This window comes from Micromonospora musae (genome assembly GCF_003626545.1).
GTDB classification, from domain to species: Bacteria; Actinomycetota; Actinomycetes; order Mycobacteriales; family Micromonosporaceae; genus Micromonospora; species Micromonospora musae.
This window is the reverse complement of record NZ_RAZS01000007.1, coordinates 299,503-321,105: the sequence shown is the minus strand read 5'-3', so window position 1 is coordinate 321,105 and position 21,603 is coordinate 299,503. Positions and strand designations below refer to the sequence as shown.

Here is a 21,603-nt window from a genome sequence, read left to right as displayed (position 1 = left end):
CGTGACGACCACCACGTGGAAAAGCTGATGACCGGGCCGCCGGGCGGCCACTAGGTTGTAAGGCGTTTGAGTTGGGTCGGTCATTACAAACACGGGGCGGTAGCGGATGCGGACGGTGCGCGGCTGGTTTCAGGACACGGCGGGCGGGCTCCCGGCACGGTTCTGGTACCTCTGGACCGGCACCCTGATCAACCGGCTCGGCTCCTTCGTACTGGTCTTCCTCGCCATCTACCTGACCCAGGAACGCGGCTTCTCGGCCTCCCAGGCCGGCCTGGTCATCGGACTCTGGGGCGTCGGCGGCGCGGTCGGCACCACGATCGGCGGTACGCTCGCCGACCGCTGGGGACGACGGCCCACCCTCTTCACCGCGCAGCTCGGCGGGGCCGTCATGATGCTCGCGCTCGGCCTGGCCCGGCCGCTCTGGGCGGTCGCCCTGGGCGCCCTGCTGCTCGGCGCGTTCGCCGAGGCGGCCCGCCCGGCGTTCGGCGCCATGATGATCGACGTGGTGCCGGAGAAGGACCGGCTGCGGGCCTTCTCGCTCAACTACTGGGCGATCAACCTCGGCTTCGCCAGCGCGGCGGTGCTCGCCGGCTTCGCCGCCCAGGCCGGATACCTGCTGCTGTTCATCATCGATGCGGCGACCACGCTGGTCACCGCGCTGATCATCTTCACCCGGGTCGGCGAGACCCGCCGGGCCCGGCCGGTCAGCAAGGGCGCCGCGGCGCCGACGGGCGCCCTGCGGACCATCCTCGCCGACCGGGTCTTCCTCGGCTTCGTGGCGCTCAACCTCTTCGCCGCGCTGATCTTCCTCCAGCACATCTCGATGCTGCCGATCGCGATGGGCGACTCCGGGCTGAGCCCCGCGACGTACGGCACGGTGATCGCGCTCAACGGCGTACTGATCGTGGTGGGTCAGCTCTTCGTGCCCCGGCTCATCCGGGGTCGGAGCCGGTCGCACGTGCTCGCCCTGGCCGCCCTGGTGACCGGCGTCGGTTTCGGCCTCACCGCGTTCGCCGAAGCCGCCTGGTTCTACGGGCTCACCGTGCTGATCTGGACGCTCGGCGAGATGCTCCAGTCCCCCTCCAACGCGACCCTGATCGCCGAGCTCTCCCCGGGCGAACTGCGCGGCCGATACCAGGGGGTCTTCTCCCTCTCCTGGCAGATCGCCGGTGCCGCCGCCCCGATCCTCGGGGGGCTGATCCGCGAGCACGCCGGCAACAGCACGCTCTGGGTGGGCTGCGCGATCCTCGGCGGGGCGATGGCCGTCGCGCACCTGATCTCCGGCCCGGCCCGGGAGCGGCGGGCCGTCGCGCTGCGCTCCGTCGCGACGCCGACCGAACCGGTCACCGTCATCGAGCCGCCCGCGCCGCAGGCCGCCGAGGCGGCGGCGATCTCCCCCGCCGAGCCGGCCCACGCGAACTGACCGAGGCGGGCCCGGCCGGTGATCGAGGGCCGGACGCCGGTGGCGTCGTCCGCGCGCCGGGCGCGGGTCGGATCGGTCACCGAGCTTCCGCTACGGTCAGCCAGAAACGGTTAACAAACCGAACTGTCTGGAGGACGGGTGCAACCCCTGCGGCGCTGGTGGAACGAGACCGCAGGCGACCTACCCGCCACCTTCTGGTACCTCTGGGCCGGCATCCTGATCAACCGGGCCGGGGCCTTCGCGATGCTCTTCCTGTCGCTCTACCTCACCGAGGCCAGGGGTGCCAGCGCGGCGCTCGCCGGCCTGGTGGTCGGGGCGTACGGAGCCGGCGGGGCGGTCGGGGTGCTGCTCGGCGGCGTGCTCGCCGACCGCTGGGGGCGGCGCGCGACCCTGCTCACCGCTCATCTGATCACCGCCGGCCTGATGGTCGCCCTCGCCCTGAGCCGGCATCTGCTGCTCATCGCGGTGCTCTCCGCGCTGGTCGGGGTGGTGCACTCGATGCCCAGCCCGGCCTTCGTGGCGGCGATCGTCGACATGGTTCCGGAGCGGCGCCGTTCCCGCGCGTTCAACCTGCAGTTCTGGGCGTTCAACCTGGGCATGGCGGTGGCCTCGCTGCTCGCCGGCGTACTGGCCGAGGCGAGCTTCCTGGCGCTGTTCCTGGTCGACGCGGGGGCGACGCTCGCCACCGCGCTGGTCATCGCGTGGAAGGTGCCCGAGACGCTGAGTCGCCCCGCCCTGACACCGCGGGTCGACCTGCCGGCCGGTACGGCACCGCCCGGTGACCGGCGCCCGGGACTGCTCACGGCGCTCACCGACCGGATCTTCCTGACCTTCGTCGGGCTCACCTTCGTGCTGGCCGTACTGACCATGCAGACGTCGACGATCATGCCGCTGGCGATGCGTGCGGACGGCCTCGAACCGTCGGCGTACGGGCTGGTGGTGGCGCTCGGCGGCGCGCTGATCGTGCTCGGCCAGCTCTTCGTGCCCCGGCTGATCGACCGGCGTCGCAAGGCCGTGGTCCTCGCGGTCTCCACCGGGCTGATGGCGATCGGCTTCGGGGCGCTGACCTTCGCCGACCAACTGGCGTTCTATCTGGGCGCCGCCGTCGTCTGGACGGTCGGCTCGATGCTCGCGGCCCCACCAAACGCTCAGATCAACGCCGACCTGGCCCCGCCCGAGCTGCGCGCCCGCTACCAGTCGGTCTTCTACCTGACCTTCCCCGCCGCGTCGTTCGTCGCGCCGACGCTGGGCGGGGTGAGCCTGCAGTACCTGGGCTCCGCCCACTGGCTCGTCGTGGGTGGACTCGGCCTGCTCGCCGCGGTCGGTCACCTGCTCGCGGGGCCGCCGCGGGAACGTCGCGTCGCCGCGCTGGTCCGCAGTACGGGGTCCGGGCGGAGCGTGGTGCCGGCGGCAGAGCCGGCGCCGGCCGGCGGGGCGGAGCCGACGGACGAGCGGATCCGGATCGCCTGAACGTCACAGGTGACGCAGGAGACGCAGAGTGCCCACCACGCCCTCTGGCAGCGGTGGGCACTCGCGCACTGGTGGGGCCGGCGGCGGCGGGCAACACTCACCCCCGTAAGCGTCGCCCGCTCGCGCCGCCGGTCCAAACAGGTGGGCACCGTCCCCCAACGGTTGATCCACCCGTCCCCTCGCGCCTCGCCTGGTGCGCGGATCTGATCGATCCGCCGCTCCCCCGAACGTTTCCAAGCGTGGCGCGGCGCAATAAAGCTAATTCGCCCGGATTACGGTTTCAACCCAAACTGGCTGTTCCGCCGGTCACAGCGCGCAGTCGTCGCTGCTCCGGGCCACGTTCTCTGGCAACAGCGCATACCCGTCGGGCATTCCCGCAAACCGGGTCACCCGTCCTCACGGTCCGGCGACTCGGTACGGAAGAAGTTGCTCTGCCGGCCGTCGCGCATCTGCTCCTGGTAGATCAGGTTCAGCCGCCGCAGGTCGAACGTGTGGAACCAGTCATCCCAGGTGATCTCACGGATCCGGCTGCTCTCCCGGTAACCCGGAATGTTGAACGTGAGCACCGACACCCGGTCCGCCCGCTCGGTACCCGCGATGGTGGCGGGTTTCGCCCCGCGCTCCCGGGCCCAGCGCATGATCACCTCGTGGTTGCTGGTCACCAGGCTGCGCCCCGGACGCTCCGGCCGGTCCGCCAGTGACGAGATGACCTGCGAGGAACGCGCCGAACGAGAGGTGCTGCGTCCGGTACGGAGCCCGCCGCCCGTCGCCTTCGCGGCCGTACCGGGCCGGCTGGTGCTCTTGCGGGCCGGCGCGGCCTTCCGGGCGGCAGTGCTCTTGCGGGCCGGCGCGGCCTTCCGGGCGGCGGCGGTCTTGCGGGCCGGCGCGGCCTTCTTCCCGGGCGCGGTCTTCCGGGCCGTAACCGATCGGCGGGTGGCGGCGGCCTTCGTGGCAGCCACCGTCTTGCGTGCCGGCGCAGCCCGCTTCGCCGCCGTCGTCTTCTTCGCCGCCGTCTTCTTGGCCGCCGCCGTCGTCTTCTTCGCGGCGGTGGTCCGCTTGGCGGCCGTCGTCTTCTTCGCCGCCGTCGTCTTCTTGGCGGCCGTCGTCTTCTTGGCGGCCGTCGTCTTCTTGGCGGCCGTCGTCCGCTTCGCGGCGGCCTTCTTCACGGCGGCCTTCTTCGCCGGCGCGCTCTTGTTCGCGGGTACCGCCCGGGCGCGGCCGGAGGCCGCCTTGGCCGCCCGCCCGGCGGCCGCCTTCTTCGTGGCCGAGGCCCGCCCCGCGGCGCGGGTTCCGGTGGCCCGGCCGGCCGGCCCGGTGGCCTTGCGTGCGGCCCCGCCGCCACGACCGCCCGCGCGCATCGCCCTCGCCAGCTCCTTCACCAGCTCCGGCTTGCGCAGGGCGCTGATGCCCGAGACGCCGTACTTGCGGAGCCGACCGCGGAGGTCGTCCACCCGCATCCGGGAGATCTCCGACTCGGAGATCATTGGTGTGTTCGGGCTCTGGTTCCCCGCCCGCTGCCTGGTCCTGGTCGCAGTCCCGCCGCGACCCGAGCTGTTCCGCTGAGCCATGAGACGCTCACGCTCCTCGACAGATGGTCCTCGGCGCGCGGCGTGTCCCAACGTGCCGCACCGCGCGGTGCGGCATACCCGTCAGGACGGGTCCGAACCTCCGGACGGCTCGAAGAGGTGAGCGAAGGCGGCAAGGTTCGCGGTGGATTCGCCGCGCTTGACCCGCCACTCCCATTCCCGCCGGATCGAGCTGCCGAAGCCGATCTCCAGCATGGTGTCGAAGGACTCGTCGGCGTAGGTCAGCACCGCCCCGAGCAGTCGGTCCAGCTCCTCGGCGTCGACGCCGGCCGGGTTGACCCGCCCCGTCAGGTAGACGTCACCGACCGCGTCGACGGAGAAGGAGACGCCGTACATCCGGGCGTTGCGCTGGAGCAGCCACGCCCACAGCTCCTCGCGCCGCTCGTCGGGCTGGCGCATCACGAACGCCTCGATCCGGAGCGCGTGCTCGCCGACGATCAGGTTGCAGACCGTCTTGAGCTTGTGGGTGCCGGGCAGGGTCACCGCGTACGAGTGCGGGCCGGTCGGCTCCCAGGCCAGCTCCCGCTCGTCACAGACCGACTCGATCAGGGCCGCGAGGTCGCTCTTCCCGTTCACCGGACCCACTCTACGGTCGCGCCGGTCACCCCACCCGTCGCCGGCGGGCCGCCCGACCGACGCCGACCGGGACACCGCACGGGCTCACCAGGAGCAGGAGAGGGCCGCGTCGCCGGCGAGCTGCGCGGTGAGGCGTGCCCGGTGCGCGGCGACCGCCTCGCCGTAGACGTCGAGCAGTTCGGCGACCGTACGGTCCCAGGAGAAGCGACGGGCCTGCCGCACGGCGCCGCGCGCGAGGCTCCGCCGCAGCACCCGGTCGGGCAGCAGCCGGGCGAGCGCGCGGGCCCAGTCGACCGGGTCGTGTCCGTCGATGAGCACACCGCTGACGTGGTCGCGGACGGCGGTCACCAGACCACCCACCGCGGCGGCCAGCACCGGCGTACCGCACGCCTGGGCCTCCAGGGCGACCAGGCCGAAGGACTCGTTGTGCGAGGGCACCGCGACGAGGTCGGCCGCCCGGTAGAGGGTGGGCAGGTCGTCACCGGTCTGCGGCGGCAGGAAGTGGATCCGGTCGGCGACGCCGAGCGAGGCGGCCAGCTCCATCAGGGCGGCCGGGCGGTCCAACCCGCTGCCGCTCGGGCCGCCGCAGATCACCACGGTCATCTGCTGCGCGAGCGCGGGATCCCGCTCGCGCAGCGCGGCGGCGGCGCGTACCAGCACGTCCGGTGCCTTCAACGGCTGGATCCGGCCGACGAACGCCACCAGGTATCCGCGGGTGGGCAGGCCCAGCCGGCGTCGGGCCGTGACGGTCAACTCGTCCGGGTCCCCGGCGATGGGGCGGAACCGGTTCAGGTCCACGCCGGGCTGCACGACCGCGACCCGGTCCGGAACGGCCGCGTACCGCTCGATCAGGTCGTGGGCCTCACCGCGGGTGTTCGCCACCAGGCGGTCGGCCTCGGCGACCACCTGCTCCTCGCCGATCACCCGCGCCTTCGGTTCCGGGCGGTCGCCCGCCGCGAGCTGCGCGTTCTTGACCTTCGCGAGGGTGTGCGCGGTGTGCACCAGCGGTACGCCCCAACGCTCCTTGGCCAGCCAGCCGACCTGCCCGGAGAGCCAGTAGTGCGAGTGGATCAGGTCGTAGTGGCCCGGGGGGCGGGCGGCCTCGGCGCGGAGCACTCCGGCGGTGAACGCGCAGAGCTGGCCGGGCAGCTCCTCCTTGGTGAGCCCTTCCAGCGGCCCGGCGGTGACGTGCCGGACCGTCACGCCCGGCGCCATCTCGACCACCGGAGGAAGGTCACCGGAGGTGGCCCGGGTGAAGATCTCCACCTCGACGTCCGCCTCGGCCAGCCGGCGGGCGACCTCCAGGATGTAGACGTTCATGCCGCCGGCGTCGCCGGTGCCCGGCTGGTGCATCGGCGAGGTGTGCACCGAGAGGGTGGCGATGCGCCGGGGCCGCGGCCACGGCTGAGTCCCTCGTTGACGACCGACGCCGGTGTGCAGTTCCGCCACGTCCGCTCCCCTGCTCACGGTTGATGCCGTCTCGCACTACCGGCGCTTGGGACAACCCGTACGCCGGATGTCATCTTCCCGATCGAGCCACGGAAATGCGCACGGGCGGTCGGTCGGCGTGACGGACCTCATGGTGAGCCACGACACGTGCGGGCCCACGGCCGACCCCGGCGAAGGTGACAATGGCCGGATGAGCTCTGTCGCCATCGTCACCGGAGCATCGAGTGGGATCGGCGCGGCCACCTCCCGCCGGCTCGCCGCCGAGGGTTTCCACGTGCTCGCCGCGGCCCGGCGCAGCGATCGGCTGGCCGGGTTGGTCGCCGAGATCGAGGCTGCCGGCGGCCGGGCGACGGCGGTCGCCTGTGACGTCACGTCGGACGAGTCGGTGGCCGCCCTGGCCGAGGCGGCCGGGGCCGCGCCGGGGCCGGTCACCCTGCTGGTGAACAACGCCGGCGGCGCGCGCGGCCTGGACCCGGTGGAGTCCGGGTCGGTCGAGGACTGGCAGTGGATGTACGACGTCAACGTGCTCGGTACGCTCCGCGTCACCCAGGCGCTGCTGCCGGCGCTGGAGGCGTCCGGCGCCGGGACCATCGTGGTCGTCTCCTCGACGGCGGGGCTCGGGGTCTACGAGGGCGGCGGAGGCTACACCGCGGCCAAGCACGCGCAGACGGCGATCGCCGGCACGCTGCGGCTGGAGCTCAACGGCCGACCGGTACGGGTCATCGAGATCGACCCGGGAATGGTGCGGACGGAGGAGTTCAGCCTGGTTCGCTTCGACGGTGACGCGGAGCGGGCCGCGGCCGTCTACGCCGGGGTTCCCGAACCGCTGGTGGCCGAGGACGTGGCGGACTGCGTGGCGTGGTGCGCCACCCGCCCGCACCATGTCAATGTGGACCGGCTGGTGGTTCGCCCGTTGGCTCAGGCCGCGCAGCACAAGGTGCACCGCGTCGGCCAGTGAGGGGCGAAGAGTGAGCCGGGTCGGCGAGCCCCGCGGTGGCGGGCGGGCGTGACGCGGCGCCGGTCGTGGCGATGACGGTGCCCGGGCGGCGCCGGCCGTACGGCGTGATCACCCGGGGGACGACCAACCCGAACCGGCTGCGCCGGGTGGACAACTGGATCGTGGCCACCTGTGGTGACCTGCTGCGCGACGCGGCCGATCCGCTGGTGGTGGACCTCGGCTACGGCGCGAGCCCGATCACCGCTGTGGAGCTGCGCTCCCGGCTGGCGGCCGGGGTGCGACCCGACGTGCGGCTGGTCGGCTTGGAGATCGACCCGGAGCGGGTGGCCGCCGCCGCGCCGGCCGCCGATCCGCCGGGGCTCACCTTCGCCCGGGGCGGGTTCGAGCTGGCCGGTCTGCGTCCGGTGCTGGTTCGCGCGCTCAACGTGCTGCGTCAGTACGACGAGAGCGAGGTGCCCGGCGCGTGGCGGACGATGACCGCTGCGCTGGCACCGGGTGGGCTGCTGGTCGAGGGGACCTGCGACGAGTTGGGCCGGCTGGGCGGCTGGCTGCTGGTCGACGCCGACGGCCCGCGCTCACTGACCCTGGCCGCGCGGCTCTCCACCCTGGAGACCCCCGCCGAGCTGGCCGAGCGGCTGCCGAAGGCGCTGATCCACCGCAACGTGCCGGGTGAGCGGGTGCACGACCTGATCCGGGCGCTCGACGACGCCTGGCGGGCCGCCGCCGGCTACGCCCCGTACGGCCCGCGGCAGCGCTGGCTGCACGCGGTCCAGTCGGTGCGGAACGGGGGTTGGCCGCTGCTCGACCGCCCCGCACGTTGGCGTCTCGGGGAGCTGACGGTGCCCTGGTCCGCGGTCGCTCCGGCCTAGCCGGCGGCCGTTCCGACGACCTGCTCAGCTGGCGATCTTCTGCATCGCCGCGGCGAGCTGCTTGAGGTCCAGGCCGGCGAGGTGGTCGATGAAGTGCCGGCGCGTGGCGGCGAGGTTGGTGGGCCAGGACTGCACCAGCCGGGCGAAGCCGGCGTCGGTGAGGACGGCGTTCCACCCGCGGGCGTCCTGCTCGCAGCGGACCCGCTGGACGAACCCCTGGGCCTCCAGCCGCTGCACCACCCGGGTCATGCCGCTGAGGGAGAGCTCGCAGATGGTGGCGAGCTCGCTCATCCGCAGTTGCCGGTCGGCGGCCTCGGAGAGGTGCATGAGAGTGAGGTACTCGATGAGCGGGAGCCCCTGCTCACGGAGCATGTCGGCGTCGATGGCGCGGGGCAGCGAGTAGATCACCCGGTTCAGGGCGCGCACGACGGCCTCTTCGTCCGGACTGAGCGGTAGAAGCTCTTCCGGGTCCTTTGACGGCTTCGCTGTGACGCTGGACATGCCTCCATGCTACTTGCTTGACGAAGCAATCGCTCGCCGTATAGTTGCTTCGTCAAGCAAGGACTCCACTCGGGGTCCCGTACGAGGAGGAGACCGCGATGACCAGGATCGGAATCATCATCGGCAGCACCCGCCCGGGTCGGGTCGGCGAGCCCGTGGCGCGCTGGGTTTACGAGATCGCCAAGCAGCGCACCGATGTCGAGTTCGAGCTCGTCGACCTGCTCGACTACAAGCTGCCGCACCTGGACGAGATCTACCCGCCGGCGATGGACCAGTACCAGCAGCCGCACACGCTGGAGTGGGCGAACAAGATCGCATCGTTCGACGGGTTCGTCATCGTGACGCCGGAGTACAACCACTCGACGTCCGGCGCCCTGAAGAACGCGATCGACTTCCTCTACAAGGAGTGGAACAACAAGGCCGTCGGCTTCGTCAGCTACGGCTCGGTCGGCGGCGCCCGCGCGGTCGAGCACCTGCGGCTGATCGCCGGTGAGCTGCAGCTCGCCGACGTCCGTTCCCAGGTCGCGCTCTCGCTCTTCACCGACTTCGAGAACTTCAGCGTCTTCAAGCCCAACGACTTCCAGCGCGACGCGCTGAACACGACCCTCGACCAGGTCGTGGCCTGGAGCCAGGCTCTCGCGCCGCTGCGCGCCAAGTAGTCGACGGCCGGGAAAGAGTTCTCTGCACCATCGCGGTACGGGCGTGGCCGGCGAGCCGGCGACGCCCGTACTTCGCTCTTCCGAGGAACTGAACGACGACGAGTGAAGGGAGCAGGCCGATGCGCGGGCTCAAGGACAAGGTGGCCGTCGTCGCCGGTGCGGCGCCCGGCAACATCGGCGGCGCGACGGCGATCCGTCTCGCCGAGGAAGGCATGCTGGTCGTCGCGGCGGATCTGAACGAGGCCGCCGCTCAGGCCGTCGTCGACGGCATCAACGGCTCGGGTGGACGGGCCGTGGCGCGGGGCTTCGACATCAGCGACGAGGACTCGTACCGAGGTCTGATCGAATTCGCCGTCGAGCGATTCGGTGGCCTGCACGGCCTCTTCAACGTGGCCGCGGACCTCTCGCCGCGAACCCTGGCACGGGACACCGACGTGACCTCGGTACCGGTCGACGTCTGGCGACACACCATCGACGTCACCCTGACCGGCTACATGTACGGCGTCCGGCACGCCCTGCCGATCATGATCGAGCAGGGCACCGGCTCCATCGTCAACACGATGTCGAGCGCGGTGTGGCTGGGCGAGACCGAGCGGGTCGCGTACCAGGCCGCCAAGAGTGGCCTGATCGGGCTCACCCGGCACACCGCGAGCCTCGGCGGCCGGCATGGCGTCCGGGCCAACCTCGTCTCACCCGGCGTGATCCTCACCGGGGCCGCGCTCGGCACCACCACCGAGGAGTGGCGCGAGCAGATCCTCGCGACCGTACGCTCGCCGCGGCTGGGCAAGCCGGAGGACCTCGCCGCGATGGTGGCCTTCCTCTTCTCCGACGACGGCGCCTACGTCAACGGTCAGTCGCTGCTCGTCGACGGCGGCGCCAACTTCACCTGATCCCAGCGGCACGCGTGCCCGCCCAGGCACGCGTCCTCGCGCTCAGGGGCGAGGGTCAGATCGTGCAGTTGATCAGGACCGGCTCGGGGTGGAGGGTGACGCCGAAGCGGCTGTGGACGCCGTCGCGGATCTCGCGGGCCAGCGCGACCAGGTCGGCGGTGCTGGCCTGGCCGCTGCGGTTGGTCAGCGCCAGGGTGTGCTTGCTGGAGATGGCGACCCCGCCCGGCCCCGGGTGCCCCTTGCCGAATCCGGCCTTGTCGATCAGCCAGGCCGCGCTCAACTTGACCATGTCACCCGGGCAGGGCCACGAGGGCGCCTCGCCCAGATCCGCCGCCCCCTCGCGGAACAGCTCGTACGCCGCCCGGTCCAGCACCGGGTTGGTGAAGAACGAGCCGACGGAGCGGGTGTCGGGGTCGGCCGCGTCCAGCACCATGCCCTTGCCGGCCCGCAGGCGCAGCACCGTCGCGCGGGCGTCGGCCAGCGGCACCCGGTCCCCCACCTCGACGCCGAGCGCGCGGGCCAGCTCGGCGTAGCGCACCGGACCCGACAGCGGCGAGCGGGCGAGCCGGAAGTCGACCGAGAGCACCAGCCACCGGTCGCTGTACTTGAAGATGCTGGACCGGTACGCGAAGCCGCAGTCGGCGGCGTCGATCCGGCCGACGGTGCCGTTCGCCCGGTCGTACGCCTCGACCCCGGTGATCGTCTCGGCGACCTCCTGGCCGTACGCGCCCACGTTCTGGATCGGCGTGGCCCCCGTGGAGCCGGGGACCCCGGAGAGGCACTCCAGGCCCGACCACCCGTTGGCGACGGTCGCGGCGACCAGCTCGTCCCACGGCTCGCCGGCCTCCACCCGTACGGTCACCGTTTCGGCGTCCTCGGCGACCACCTTCAGCCCCCTGGAGCGGACGAGCACCACCGTGCCGGGGAAGCCCGCGTCCCCGATCACGACGTTGCTGCCGCCCGCGAGGAGCAGCACCGGCTCGTCCCGGATGCCGGCCTCGCGTACCGCTCGTACGATCTCCTCGGCGCTGTTGCCCGGCACGATCCGGCCGGCCGATCCGCCCATGCGCAGCGTGGTGTAGCTGGCCAGGGCTTTCACGTCGGTCGCGTCGACTCCGGTTGTCGGCTGGGCGTAGACGTCTGACACACCCTTCACCCTAGGCTGAGGGGTAGCCACGGCACCCACTGGTAGCCGGGTCACCCCCGGGAGGATGGCGATGAGCAGACTGCATGGCACGAAGGACTTCTGGATCGGTGCGCTCCGGGTGGAGGGCCCGGCCTTCGCCGCGGCGGTGGCCGAGGCACCGTCGGAGACACCCGTGCTCTCCTGCCCCGGTTGGACCGTCGCCGACCTGACCCTGCACCTCGGTGGCTTCTACCACTGGGTCTCCTCGTTCGCAGGCTCCGGAGTCACGGGTGCCCCGGCGGAGCGTCCGGAGCGGGGCGAGCCCGGCCCGGGCGTCACGCCGCTGCAGTACTGGCAGCAGGGGTACGACAAGTTGATGGCCGTCTTCGAGGGGCTGGATCCGGAGGCGTCGGCGTGGAACTGGGCGCCGCAGCCGAAGAGGGCCGGTTTCTGGCCGCGCCGGGCGGCGCACGAGACGGCGGTGCACCGCTGGGACGCCCAGCTCGCCATCGCCGCCGGTGAGCCGGTCGAGGCGAAGCTCGCGGCCGACGGGGTCAGCGAGGTGCTGGACACCTGGCTGCCGGCGGGCAGGCGCCGGACTTCCGGGCAGTGGCACGGTGTGGTGCAGCTGGTCGCGGCGGACGCGGCGCAGCAGTGGTACCTGCGGTTGCGGGGTGAGGGCGTGGCGCTGCTGGACACCGACACGATCCTCGACCACGACGAGCACCACGCGCGGGCGCTGGTCAGCGGCACCGCCAGCGATCTGCTGCTCGCCCTCTGGGGCCGGGTGAGCTTCGACACCCTGGACGTGACAGGCGACCGCGGTCTGCTGGAGGGGCTGCGGGTCAGCTGATCTTCGGAGAGCGCTCTCTTGACATGTGGCGTGGCACACACCACCCTGTCCGAGGGCGCTCTCCCAGATCAATTCCGACCACCGTTCCGCCCGACCTGGGAAGGTCCGACGAACCACCGGGATCACGGAAGGTGCGGTCGAGCGTGACGGAGTTCGGTGCGACGGCGCCGCGGTGGCGGCGATGAGGACGGCAGGGCGGCCGACGCTGGAGGCGGTGGCGCGGCGCGCCGGCGTCTCCCGGGCAACCGTCTCCCGCGTGGTGAACGGCTCCACCACCGTCGCCGAGGAGATCCGGGAAGCGGTCCACCGGGCGGTGGCCGAGCTGGGTTACGTGCCGAATCTCGCCGCCCGGAGCCTCGTCACCCAGCGGACCGACTCCATCGCGCTGGTCATGCCCGAGGACGCGAACCGGGTCTTCTCCGACGACCAGTTCTTCCCCGGCATCATTCGCGGAGTCAGCCAGGAGCTGGAGGCGGCCGACAAGCAGCTGGTCCTGATGCTCGCCGGCTCACCGGCCGGCCGGGAACGCGTCGCCCGGTACACCACCGGACGGCACGTCGACGGCGTGCTCTTCGCCTCGCTGCACGCGGCCGACCCGCTGCCCGCGCTGCTGGCCCAGCTCGGCATCCCGGTCGTCTGCAACGGCCGGCCGCTCGACGGCGCCGGGCTGCCCTACGTGGACGTCGACCACGTGGGCGGGGTGAGCCGCGCGGTCGAGCATCTCATCGGCACCGGCAGGCGACGGATCGCCACCATCGCCGGGCCCTCGGACATGGTGGCCGGCATCGAGCGACTCGCCGGATACCGGCAGACGGTCGCCGCCGCCGGGCTCTCGGCGCGGGTCGCGGTCGGCGACTTCACCCGGGAATCGGGCGCGGCGGCGATGCGCGACCTGCTCGCCCAGCACCCCGACCTGGACGCGGTCTTCGTCGCGTCCGACCTGATGGCCCAGGCCGCGCTCCGTACGCTGCGCGAGGCGGGCCGCCGGGTGCCGGACGACGTCGCCGTGATCGGCTTCGACGACACCGAGACCGCCGCGTACACCGAGCCGCCGCTGACCACCGTCCGGCAGCCGATCCAGGAGATCGGACGCCAGATGACCCGGCAACTGCTCCGGCTCGCGGCCGGGGGGAGCATCGAGCCGGCCCTGGTGCTCCCCACCGAGCTGATCCTGCGCGACTCCGCCTGAACGGCACCGTTAATGAGTCGTGGGTCGGAGAGCCCGCCGGTAGCCTCGCGCGGGTGACCGCACCCGTACGCCTGATCTCCGCCCCGGGCCTCTCCGACGTCGCCGAGTACGCCTACGCGGCCACTGTCGAACCGCCGGCCCGGCTGGTCTTCACCGCCGGCGCCTGCCCGCTCGACAGCGAGGGTCGCACGGTCGCGCCGGGCGACCACGCCGCGCAGGCCCGCCAGGTCGTGCGCAACCTGGAGTCCGCGCTGGCGGCTGCCGGCGCCCGCCTCACCGACGTGGTCAAGACGACCGTCTACGTGGCGTCGTCCCGGCGGGAGGATCTGGTCACCGTCTGGGAGGTGGTCCGGGACGCCTTCGGCGATCACGACCCGCCGAGCACCCTGCTCGGAGTGGCGATGCTCGGCTACGCCGAGCAGCTGGTCGAGGTCGAGGCGGTAGCGGCGGTGCGTCACGATGGCTGACTTCCGAATCCGGCGGGCCAACCCCGACGACGCGCCCGCCGTGGTCGCGCTCCGGGCGCTCGTCTACCCGTACCTGGTGCGCGGCGAGGCCTCCACCCGGAAGATGATCGCCGAACCGCCCGCCGACGAGGAGTGGACGGCCTTCGTCGCCGAGGTCGACGACCGGGTGGTGGGCTGGGTCTCGGCGTACCGGAACATCCGGACCTCCGAGGCCGACTTCGGCGAGGCCTCCCTGCTGCACACGCACCCCGAGCACCGTCGCCGGGGCGTCGGCACGGCCCTTCTGGACGCGGCGCTGGGACACCTCCGCGTGCTCGGCGTCCGCCGGCTCCGCACCTGGGCGCTGACGGAGGCGCTCCCCTTCGCCCGCCGGCACGGCTTCACACCGAGCCGGGAGATGCGCTACTCAGCGCTCGACCTGCGCCCGGCGCCGCCGATGCCGGTGGCTCCCCCGGACGTACGGCTGCTGCCCTTCGCCGAACTGGACCCGCACCGGTTGTACCGCGCCGAGTCCGCGACCGCAGCAGACGAGCCGGGCGACGTACCCTCCGACACGATCAGCTACGAGACCTGGCAGCACGACGTCTGGCAGAACCTCGGCCTGGACAAGGCGGCCAGCACGGCCGCCGAGTCCGACGGTGAGCTGGTGGCGTTCAGCGTGGTCAAGCGGGACGGCGACCGGATGTGGTCGGACTACACCGCCACGCTGCCGAGCCACCGCGGACGTGGCCTGGCCCGGCTGGTCAAGCAGGCGGCCCTGCACCGGGCCGCCGCCGGCGGGGTGCGCGCCGCGTACACCTCGAACGACGAGGCGAACGTGCCGATGCTGGCTATCAACGCCCGGCTCGGCTACCGGCCGGTGGCCGCCCAGTGGTCCTGCCTGCGCGAGCTGGCCTGAGGCCGGCGAAGAGGTCGTCCTCGGGCAGGCTCACCCGTATCCGCGCCTCGGCGAGTTCGTAGTCCTCGGTCGGCCGGACCCGCCGCTCGATCTCCCGCGAGTGGGCGAAGAAGGGATGGTCCGGGTCGACCTGTGTGGCGTGCGCCCGCAGCGCCCGGTCCCGGGTGGCGAAGTGGTCGGCGCAGGCGACCCGGGTGGTGACACGAGGCTCCGGCAGGTCCTCGGGCAGCTCCCGCAGCACCTCGTCCATCGCCGAGGGCAGGCCGGCGGCCCGGGTGGCGTCGTGCAACGCCTGGAACCACGCCCGGCTGAACGAGGCCAGGTAGTAGAGCTTCGAGACGGCCCAGGCCGGGCCCGCCTCCGGCTGCGCAGACGGGTCGGCGGCGGCGTCGAAGGCGTACCGGGCGACGAGGTGGGCCATCACGTGGTCGGGGTGCGGGTAACCGCCGCTCGGGTCGTAGGTCACCAGGACCTGCGGCCGGAACTCGCGGACCGTCGCGATCAGCGGGGCCGCGGCCTCGGCGACCGTGAGCCGGGCGAACGCGTCGGCGGGCAGGTCGGCGCCGTCGGCCGGCAGCCCGGAGTCGACGAAGCCTAGGAACCGCTGTCGTACGCCGAGGATCGCCGCCGCGTGGGCCATCTCCTCCCGGCGGACGCGGCCCAGCTCGGCTCGCACCTCCGGCCGGTCCAGGGCAGGGTTGAGCACATCGCCCCGCTCGCCCCCGGTGCAGGTCACCACCAGTACGTCGGCCCCCTCGGTCGCGTACCGGGCCAGGGTGGCGGCGCCCTTGCTGGACTCGTCGTCCGGGTGGGCGTGCACGGCCATCAGTCGCAAGGGCTCAGACATCACATCTCTCTCCCGTGGCGAGCAGGTCGAAGGCACGCGCCCCGGCCTGGTCGAGGGCTTCGGCGACCTGCTCCTCGTCGTGCCCGGCCCGGACCAGCCGGAACGCCTCACCGAAGAGCACCCGGTACGCCCCGGCGAGCTGCGCCGCGACCAGCCGCGCCGTCAGGTCGTCCCCGTCCGTCGACGCCTCGACGGCGAGTTGCGCGGCGAGCGCCCGTTCGCGCAGTTCGAAGAGCTCGCGCAGGCGGGCGGCGAGCGCGGGGCTCTCCTGCACGAGGCGCACGAAAGGGGCACCCGCGAAGCCGACCAGCGCCTCACGCCGGGCCACCGCCTCGGCGTAGCGCCGGCGCAGCGAGTCCCGCACCGGTTCCCCGGCGGGCCGGTCGGCGGCGGTGCGGGCCAGCAGCGCGACGAACTCGTCGGCGATGTCGAGGACCAGATCCTCCTTGCGCGGGAAGTAGTTCGTCACCGTCATCTTCGCCACGCCGGCCGCGCCCGCGATCTCCGCGATCGTCACCTGGTCGTAGCCGCGCTCAAGGAACAGCCGGGTCGCCACGTCCGAGATGGACTGCCGAGTCTGCTGCTTCTTGCGCTCCCGAAGGCCGCCGTCGGTACCCACGCCGGCGAGCATACATGGGTCGGACCCAAAAATAGGATTGTCCTAGGAGCTGGCCCGGGCCTACCCTCGTGACCGCCGAAGGGAGGACAGCATGAACCTGCGTATCACCCGGTGACACGTGATCTCGGCCCGTCCCGCACCGCCCCTGGTGCGGGGCGGAGCCGGGTTCAGCCCGGCGCGGCGACCTGCTCTGCGGTGGCGTACGTGCCCGCGTCGAAGAGCACCAGCCGGGCCTCGGTCACCCGCTCCGGGGTGGCCGCGCGCAGCACGGTCAGCGCCTGGCGCACGGCGTCCTCCACGGGCCAGCGGTAGACGCCCGAGGAGATCAGCGGATAGGCGACAGTGGCCGCGCCCAGCTCGTCGGCGACGGCGAGGCTGTTGCGGTAGCAATCCCGCAGCAGCGCCGAGCGCTCCTCGCTCGCCGACCAGACCGGACCCACGGTGTGGATCACCCAGCGGGCCGGCAGCCGGCCGGCCGTGGTGGCGACCGCCTGGCCTGTGGGCAGACCCCGGCCGTACCGGGACGCCCGCAGCGCCCGGCACTCCGCCAGGATCTCCGGCCCGCCCCTGCGGTGGATGGCGCCGTCGACACCCCCGCCGCCGAGCAGGGACGAGTTCGCGGCGTTGACGATCGCGTCGACCTGCTGGGCGGTGATGTCGCCCTGGAGCAGGGTTAGCTCCATGTCAGCCCTCCTTCGTGGACTGACCCAGCGAACGCCGGGCCAGCAGGGTGGCGCCCGCCACGGCGGCCGGCATGACGAGGATCGCGCCGAGTGGAATCAGGAAACAGACGAAGACCGCGACCCCGAAGCCGAGCGCGGTGGGCCGGTCCGCCTTCAGCAGCGCCCGCCGCTCCGGCAGCCGCATGCCGCGCCGGTAGAACGGCGCGCCGACCAGCTCGACGGCGAGGAACCAGCCACCGATCGCAGCCCCGACGACCGGAACCACGGTCTGCCCGACCAGCGGAATGAAACCGGCGACGAGGAGCGGGACGCCGACGAGGGCGGAGAGCGCCATCAGGCGTAGCGAGTCGGCGAGGCTGCGGCGCAGCGACGACCAGAACGGCACGTCCACCGCACCCGGCGTGCCGCCGAGCCGGTTCTCCACCCGCTCGGAGATCGCCTCGTAGAAGGGGTCGCCGATGACGAGGGTGACCGCGGTGAAGGTGACCACGCCGAGCAGGCCACCGACCCCGAGGATCGCCAGCCCGGCGACCACCCGCGACAGGTTGCGCAGGACCGTCGACCAGTCGTCGGCGAACGGGGTGATCAGCGCGGCGAGGTCGTCGACGAACCAGACGAGGGCGGCGAACGCGGCGAGGTAGAGCACGCCGGAGATCAGTGCCGGCACGATGCCGAGCAGCATCAGCTTCGGGCTGCGTACGTAGAGGCCGATGCCGCGCAGCAGCAGCCCCGCTCCGGAGAGGAAGCGGCTGGCGGGCCCGGTCACCGGACGGGCGATGCTGATCACGTCCACGACCGCAGAGCCTAACCGGCCATCGGCGCATCCACCGGTTGATGGATATCAGGGCTCCACCGGCCTCGTCCTGGGCGAGCGCCGGCTGGTCGATGCGCCGAAGCCTCCCGAACACCACCCTCGACGGTAGGGATGAACGACGGCGGAAGGCGGGGGCATGCCGGTCATCGAGGTGACCAATCTGCACAAGCGGTACGGCGACGTGGTGGCCGTGGACGACGTCTCCTTCACGGTCGAGGCCGGAGAGATCTTCGGCGTGCTCGGCCCGAACGGCGCCGGCAAGACCACCACGGTGGAGTGCGTGGCCGGCCTCCGGGTGCCGGACGGGGGCGAGGTGTCGGTGCTCGGGCTCGACCCTCGCCGGGACGCGGCCGCGCTGCGCGAGCGGGTCGGGGTGCAGCTCCAGGAGAGCCAGCTGCCCGACCGACTACAGGTCGCCGAGGCGCTGGAGCTCTTCGCGTCGTTCTACCGGCGGCCCGCCGATCCGGCCCGGCTCATCGAGGAGCTGGGGCTCGGCGAGAAGCGGAACACCCCGTACAAGAAGCTGTCGGGCGGGCAGAAGCAGCGGCTGTCGATCGCGCTGGCGCTGGTCGGCAACCCGGAGATCACCATCCTGGACGAGCTGACCACCGGCCTGGACCCGCAGGCCCGCCGCGTGACGTGGGAGCTGATCGAGCGGATCCGGGACCGCGGCGTGACGATCATCCTGGTCACCCACTTCATGGCGGAGGCGGAGCGGCTCTGCGACCGGCTCGCGGTGATCGACCGGGGGCGGGTGGTCGCGGTGGACAGCCCCGCCGGACTGGTACGCCGGGTGGCGCCGACCCAGCGGGTGCGGTTCCGGCCCAGCGCCGAGGTGGACGACCGGCTCTTCACCGACCTGCCCGAGGTCACCGCGGTGGAACGTACCGGTGGTCAGCTGGTGGTCAGCGGCTCCGGCGACGTGCTGCACGCCGTCGCCTCCGTGCTCGCCCGCCACCAGATCGTCGCCGCCGATCTCCGGCTCGAACAGTCCACCCTCGACGACGCGTTCGTCGAGTTGACCGGGCGGCGGATCACCGAGTGAAGGGGAACGACATGCGCGGCTTCGGGCAACTCCTCAGGATCGAGACGCGGCTGTACCTGCGGGACATCGCCACGGTGGTGACCACCGTCGGGCTGCCGACGCTGGTGCTCGTGGTGCTCGGGCTGATTCCCGCGCTCCGCAGACCGGACCCGACCTTCGACGGGCAGACGTTCGTCTCGTACTTCGCTCCCTCGCTGATGGTGGTGACGCTCGCGGTGGCCGGGCTGAACGTGCTGCCCACCATGCTCGCCACCTACCGGGAGCGGGGGGTGCTGCGCCGGCTCGCCACCACCCCCGCCAGCCCGGCCGCCCTGCTCGCCGCCCAACTGGTGATCACCCTGGCGGCGATCGTGGCCAGCGCCGTCCTGCTGGTGGTCGTCGGCCGGTTGGCGTTCGGCGTACCGCTGCCCCGTCATCCGCTGGGCTTCACGGTCGCCTTCGTGCTGGGTACGGCGGCGCTGCTCGCGCTGGGTCTGCTGGTCGCGGCGGTCGCCCGGACCGCCAAGGTGGCGCAGGCGCTGATGGCGCCGCTCTTCCTGCTGATCATGTTCTTCGGCGGGGTCTACCTGCCCCGGTTCCTGCTGCCGGACTTCCTCGTCCGGGTCGGTGACTACACGCCCCCCGGCGTGCAGGCGCTGCTCGACAGCTGGACCGGCACCCCACCCCGGCCGCTGCACCTGGTGATAATGGCGGTGGTCGCGGTACTGGCGGGAGCGGGCGCGGCCAAGCTGTTCCGCTGGGAGTGAGCGGAGAGACGATGACCAGCAGCGCCGAGCAGGTCGACCGGCTGGCCACCTGGGAGGCTCGGGAGGCCGTCCTCTACCGGGTGCTGCCCTTCGTCGGCTTGGGCGTCGGGATGCTGATCACCACCTTCGCCCCGGCGCCCCGCGGCATCTCGGTCGCCCCCGATCTGGTGGTCGCCCTGGTGACCGCCGCCTGGATCGGATGGTTCGTCAACCTGCACCCGGCCTGGGCGGGACGCCCCAGGCTGATGGCGGTGTACTACGCGGGGCTGCTCGGGCTCGCCGCCCTCCTGGTGCTCTCCAGCCCCTGGTACGCCTTCTTCGCCTGGATCGGGTTCGCGCACGCGTTCCTCGTGCTCGACGGTCGGTGGCGAATGGCCGGGGTGGTCTTCACCTCCGTGCTGATCGCCACCGCGCAGAGCGGTGGCCCGCCGACCTCGCTGTCGCACTGGCTGCTCTGGGCGGTGCTGGTGCTCTTCAACGCGGGCCTCGCCGGCGGGGTGACCTGGTTCAGCATGGTCGCCGACCGGCAGAACGCCAACCGCAAACGGCTCGTCGAGGAGCTGGCCGAGACGAACCGCCGGTTGGCCGAGACGATGCGGGAGAACGAGGGTCTGCACGCCCAGCTGCTCGCCCAGGCCCGCGAGGCCGGGGTGATCGACGAGCGGCAGCGGATGGCCCGGGAGATCCACGACACGCTCGCCCAGGGCCTCACCGGCATCATCACCCAGCTGGAGGCCGCCGGGCAGGCCCGTGACCGGCGGGCCGACTGGCGACGGCACGTCGACAACGCCGTCGGCCTGGCCAGGGAGAGCCTGAGCGAGGCGCGGCGCTCGGTGCAGGCGGTCCGTCCCGAGGCGTTGGAGTCCGCCCGGCTGCCGGACGCGCTCAGCGAGCTGACCCGGCGCTGGTCGGCGATCAACGAGACCCGCGCCGAGGTGAGTGTCACCGGCGACGCTCACCCGCTGCACCCGGAGGTCGAGGTGACGCTGCTGCGGGCGGCCCAGGAGGCGCTGGCGAACGTCGCGCGGCACGCCAAGGCCACCCGGGTCGGGCTGACGCTGTCGTACATGGAGGACGTGGTCACCCTGGACGTCCGGGACGACGGGATCGGCTTCGACCCGGACGTGCGACAGGTGCCCCGGCAGGCGGACGGCGGCTACGGCCTCACGGCGATGCGGCAGCGGGTGACCGGCGTGGGCGGCGAGCTGACGATCGAGTCCGAGCCGGGCGGCGGCACCGCCGTCTCGGCTTCCGTGCCCGCGCTCCCCGGAGGTGCAGGTTGACCGCACCGGTACGGCTGCTCATCGTCGACGACCACCCGGTGGTGCGGGACGGCCTACGCGGCATGTTCACCGGCGACCCGGGCTTCGAGGTGGTCGGCGAGGCCGGCGACGGCGCCGAGGCGTTGGCGCTGGCCGCCAACCTGATCCCGGACGTGGTGCTGATGGACCTGCGGATGCCCGGGATGGACGGGGTGACGGCGATCGGCCGGCTGGCCCGCTCCGGCAGCACCGTCAAGGTCCTGGTGCTGACCACGTACGACACGGACGCCGACGTGCTGCCGGCGATCGAGGCCGGCGCCACGGGGTACCTGCTCAAGGACGCGCCCCGGGACGAGCTGGTCCGCGCCGTGCGCGCGGCGGCCCGGGGCGAGTCGGTGCTCTCGCCCAGCGTGGCGGGCCGGCTGATGGGACGGCTACGCGCCCCGGCCCAGGAGCCGCTCAGCCAGCGCGAGCTGGAGGTGCTCACCCTGGTCGCCCGCGGCACGTCCAACCGGGAGGCCGCGGCCCAGCTCTTCATCAGCGAGGCGACGGTCAAGACCCACCTGCTGCACGTCTACGCCAAGCTCGGGGTCAACGACCGGGCGGCGGCCGTCGCCGTCGCGTACGACCGGGGCCTGCTCACCCCCGGCGGGCGGTGAGGCCGCCGGGGCAG

23 protein-coding genes are annotated in these 21,603 nt (G+C 72.6%); 14 read left to right on the top strand and 9 right to left on the bottom strand.

What is annotated here, in order from left to right; genetic code table 11:
• The first annotated feature begins 106 nt into the window (after positions 1 to 106).
• Both D7147_RS21490 and D7147_RS21485 read left to right on the top strand, forming a co-directional pair.
• On the top strand, positions 107 to 1,423 hold the full coding sequence (locus D7147_RS21490) for an MDR family MFS transporter (protein WP_120680430.1): 1,317 nt from the start codon (positions 107 to 109) through the stop codon (positions 1,421 to 1,423).
• A 138-nt stretch (positions 1,424 to 1,561) separates the two neighbouring features.
• Positions 1,562 to 2,893 (top strand): MFS transporter, encoded by a 1,332-nt coding sequence (locus tag D7147_RS21485; protein ID WP_120680428.1) that lies wholly within the window; start codon positions 1,562 to 1,564, stop codon positions 2,891 to 2,893.
• A gap of 386 nt (positions 2,894 to 3,279) precedes the next feature.
• Here the strand turns inward: D7147_RS21485 and D7147_RS33150 are convergent, their stop codons facing one another.
• The 3 genes from D7147_RS33150 to mshA form a co-directional block, all read right to left on the bottom strand.
• Positions 3,280 to 3,852 carry a hypothetical protein gene (locus tag D7147_RS33150; RefSeq protein ID WP_233563302.1) on the bottom strand — a complete coding sequence of 191 codons (573 nt, stop codon included), beginning with the start codon at positions 3,850 to 3,852 and terminating at the stop codon, positions 3,280 to 3,282.
• Between the two features lie 690 nt (positions 3,853 to 4,542).
• Positions 4,543 to 5,055, bottom strand: a complete 513-nt coding sequence (locus D7147_RS21475; protein WP_120680666.1) for a type III secretion system chaperone family protein — start codon at positions 5,053 to 5,055, stop codon at positions 4,543 to 4,545.
• A gap of 84 nt (positions 5,056 to 5,139) precedes the next feature.
• Positions 5,140 to 6,504 carry a D-inositol-3-phosphate glycosyltransferase gene (gene mshA / locus D7147_RS21470; protein ID WP_120680426.1) on the bottom strand — a complete coding sequence of 455 codons (1,365 nt, stop codon included), beginning with the start codon at positions 6,502 to 6,504 and terminating at the stop codon, positions 5,140 to 5,142.
• Between the two features lie 190 nt (positions 6,505 to 6,694).
• Between mshA and D7147_RS21465 the strand changes: the two genes are divergently transcribed.
• On the top strand, positions 6,695 to 7,462 hold the full coding sequence (locus D7147_RS21465; protein WP_120680664.1) for an SDR family NAD(P)-dependent oxidoreductase: 768 nt from the start codon (positions 6,695 to 6,697) through the stop codon (positions 7,460 to 7,462).
• A gap of 71 nt (positions 7,463 to 7,533) precedes the next feature.
• Entirely contained in the window at positions 7,534 to 8,331 is a 798-nt protein-coding gene (locus D7147_RS21460; RefSeq protein ID WP_120680662.1) for an O-methyltransferase, read from the top strand.
• Between the two features lie 24 nt (positions 8,332 to 8,355).
• Here the strand turns inward: D7147_RS21460 and D7147_RS21455 are convergent, their stop codons facing one another.
• Positions 8,356 to 8,832 carry a MarR family winged helix-turn-helix transcriptional regulator gene (locus tag D7147_RS21455; protein ID WP_120680424.1) on the bottom strand — a complete coding sequence of 159 codons (477 nt, stop codon included), beginning with the start codon at positions 8,830 to 8,832 and terminating at the stop codon, positions 8,356 to 8,358.
• A gap of 98 nt (positions 8,833 to 8,930) precedes the next feature.
• On the opposite strand from D7147_RS21455, the gene D7147_RS21450 reads away from it, so the two are divergent.
• On the top strand, positions 8,931 to 9,491 hold the full coding sequence (locus D7147_RS21450) for an NADPH-dependent FMN reductase (protein ID WP_120680422.1): 561 nt from the start codon (positions 8,931 to 8,933) through the stop codon (positions 9,489 to 9,491).
• Positions 9,492 to 9,610: 119 nt separating this feature from the next.
• Positions 9,611 to 10,381 carry an SDR family NAD(P)-dependent oxidoreductase gene (locus D7147_RS21445; RefSeq protein ID WP_120680420.1) on the top strand — a complete coding sequence of 257 codons (771 nt, stop codon included), beginning with the start codon at positions 9,611 to 9,613 and terminating at the stop codon, positions 10,379 to 10,381.
• 55 nt (positions 10,382 to 10,436) lie between these two features.
• Here the strand turns inward: D7147_RS21445 and D7147_RS21440 are convergent, their stop codons facing one another.
• Positions 10,437 to 11,528 carry a UDP-N-acetylmuramate dehydrogenase gene (locus D7147_RS21440; RefSeq protein WP_120680418.1) on the bottom strand — a complete coding sequence of 364 codons (1,092 nt, stop codon included), beginning with the start codon at positions 11,526 to 11,528 and terminating at the stop codon, positions 10,437 to 10,439.
• 70 nt (positions 11,529 to 11,598) lie between these two features.
• Here D7147_RS21440 and D7147_RS21435 point away from each other — a divergent pair, with 70 nt between their 5' ends.
• The 4 genes from D7147_RS21435 to D7147_RS21420 all read left to right on the top strand — a co-directional run bounded on the left by D7147_RS21435 (position 11,599) and on the right by D7147_RS21420 (position 14,914).
• The gene (locus D7147_RS21435) at positions 11,599 to 12,360 is read left to right on the top strand and encodes a maleylpyruvate isomerase family mycothiol-dependent enzyme (RefSeq protein WP_120680416.1); all 762 of its coding nucleotides are present in this window, start codon (positions 11,599 to 11,601) and stop codon (positions 12,358 to 12,360) included.
• A gap of 181 nt (positions 12,361 to 12,541) precedes the next feature.
• The gene (locus tag D7147_RS21430; protein WP_120680661.1) at positions 12,542 to 13,549 is read left to right on the top strand and encodes a LacI family DNA-binding transcriptional regulator; all 1,008 of its coding nucleotides are present in this window, start codon (positions 12,542 to 12,544) and stop codon (positions 13,547 to 13,549) included.
• A 71-nt stretch (positions 13,550 to 13,620) separates the two neighbouring features.
• On the top strand, positions 13,621 to 14,016 hold the full coding sequence (locus D7147_RS21425; protein WP_120680659.1) for a RidA family protein: 396 nt from the start codon (positions 13,621 to 13,623) through the stop codon (positions 14,014 to 14,016).
• Positions 14,009 to 14,914 (top strand): GNAT family N-acetyltransferase, encoded by a 906-nt coding sequence (locus D7147_RS21420; protein WP_120680414.1) that lies wholly within the window; start codon positions 14,009 to 14,011, stop codon positions 14,912 to 14,914. Before D7147_RS21425 ends, D7147_RS21420 begins: the two co-directional genes overlap by 8 nt.
• On the opposite strand, the gene mca is transcribed toward D7147_RS21420, so the two are convergent.
• The 4 genes from mca to D7147_RS21400 all read right to left on the bottom strand — a co-directional run bounded on the left by mca (position 14,850) and on the right by D7147_RS21400 (position 17,856).
• Entirely contained in the window at positions 14,850 to 15,761 is a 912-nt protein-coding gene (gene mca / locus D7147_RS21415) for a mycothiol conjugate amidase Mca (RefSeq protein ID WP_199734223.1), read from the bottom strand. The genes D7147_RS21420 and mca overlap by 65 nt on opposite strands.
• Complete coding sequence (locus D7147_RS21410; RefSeq protein WP_233563274.1) at positions 15,754 to 16,380, bottom strand: TetR/AcrR family transcriptional regulator; 627 nt, start codon at positions 16,378 to 16,380, stop codon at positions 15,754 to 15,756. The genes mca and D7147_RS21410 overlap by 8 nt, the downstream gene beginning before the upstream one ends.
• Before the next feature lie 167 nt (positions 16,381 to 16,547).
• Complete coding sequence (locus tag D7147_RS21405; RefSeq protein WP_120680408.1) at positions 16,548 to 17,063, bottom strand: O-acetyl-ADP-ribose deacetylase; 516 nt, start codon at positions 17,061 to 17,063, stop codon at positions 16,548 to 16,550.
• A gap of 1 nt (position 17,064) precedes the next feature.
• Positions 17,065 to 17,856 carry an EI24 domain-containing protein gene (locus D7147_RS21400; RefSeq protein ID WP_120680406.1) on the bottom strand — a complete coding sequence of 264 codons (792 nt, stop codon included), beginning with the start codon at positions 17,854 to 17,856 and terminating at the stop codon, positions 17,065 to 17,067.
• A 157-nt stretch (positions 17,857 to 18,013) separates the two neighbouring features.
• Here D7147_RS21400 and D7147_RS21395 point away from each other — a divergent pair, with 157 nt between their 5' ends.
• From D7147_RS21395 to D7147_RS21380, 4 genes are read left to right on the top strand one after another with little or no spacing between them, the layout of a single operon-like run.
• Positions 18,014 to 18,922 (top strand): ABC transporter ATP-binding protein, encoded by a 909-nt coding sequence (locus D7147_RS21395; RefSeq protein WP_120680404.1) that lies wholly within the window; start codon positions 18,014 to 18,016, stop codon positions 18,920 to 18,922.
• Positions 18,919 to 19,668, top strand: a complete 750-nt coding sequence (locus tag D7147_RS21390; protein WP_233563272.1) for an ABC transporter permease — start codon at positions 18,919 to 18,921, stop codon at positions 19,666 to 19,668. The genes D7147_RS21395 and D7147_RS21390 overlap by 4 nt, the downstream gene beginning before the upstream one ends.
• An 11-nt stretch (positions 19,669 to 19,679) precedes the next feature.
• Positions 19,680 to 20,951, top strand: coding sequence for a sensor histidine kinase (locus D7147_RS21385; protein ID WP_233563270.1), 1,272 nt, complete (start codon positions 19,680 to 19,682; stop codon positions 20,949 to 20,951).
• Positions 20,948 to 21,589 (top strand): response regulator, encoded by a 642-nt coding sequence (locus tag D7147_RS21380; RefSeq protein ID WP_120680400.1) that lies wholly within the window; start codon positions 20,948 to 20,950, stop codon positions 21,587 to 21,589. The genes D7147_RS21385 and D7147_RS21380 overlap by 4 nt, the downstream gene beginning before the upstream one ends.
• Positions 21,590 to 21,603: the final 14 nt, after the last annotated feature.

Coding starts and splice junctions, on each gene's coding strand:
- D7147_RS21490 (WP_120680430.1), top strand. CDS start 107: ATGCGGACGGTGCGCGGCTGGTTTCAGGACACGGCGGGCGGGCTCCCG.
- D7147_RS21465 (WP_120680664.1), top strand. CDS start 6,695: ATGAGCTCTGTCGCCATCGTCACCGGAGCATCGAGTGGGATCGGCGCG.
- D7147_RS21460 (WP_120680662.1), top strand. CDS start 7,534: ATGACGGTGCCCGGGCGGCGCCGGCCGTACGGCGTGATCACCCGGGGG.
- D7147_RS21455 (WP_120680424.1), bottom strand. CDS start 8,832: ATGTCCAGCGTCACAGCGAAGCCGTCAAAGGACCCGGAAGAGCTTCTA.
- D7147_RS21450 (WP_120680422.1), top strand. CDS start 8,931: ATGACCAGGATCGGAATCATCATCGGCAGCACCCGCCCGGGTCGGGTC.
- D7147_RS21445 (WP_120680420.1), top strand. CDS start 9,611: ATGCGCGGGCTCAAGGACAAGGTGGCCGTCGTCGCCGGTGCGGCGCCC.
- D7147_RS21435 (WP_120680416.1), top strand. CDS start 11,599: ATGAGCAGACTGCATGGCACGAAGGACTTCTGGATCGGTGCGCTCCGG.
- D7147_RS21430 (WP_120680661.1), top strand. CDS start 12,542: ATGAGGACGGCAGGGCGGCCGACGCTGGAGGCGGTGGCGCGGCGCGCC.
- D7147_RS21420 (WP_120680414.1), top strand. CDS start 14,009: ATGGCTGACTTCCGAATCCGGCGGGCCAACCCCGACGACGCGCCCGCC.
- mca (WP_199734223.1), bottom strand. CDS start 15,761: ATGTCTGAGCCCTTGCGACTGATGGCCGTGCACGCCCACCCGGACGAC.
- D7147_RS21405 (WP_120680408.1), bottom strand. CDS start 17,063: ATGGAGCTAACCCTGCTCCAGGGCGACATCACCGCCCAGCAGGTCGAC.
- D7147_RS21395 (WP_120680404.1), top strand. CDS start 18,014: ATGCCGGTCATCGAGGTGACCAATCTGCACAAGCGGTACGGCGACGTG.
- D7147_RS21385 (WP_233563270.1), top strand. CDS start 19,680: ATGACCAGCAGCGCCGAGCAGGTCGACCGGCTGGCCACCTGGGAGGCT.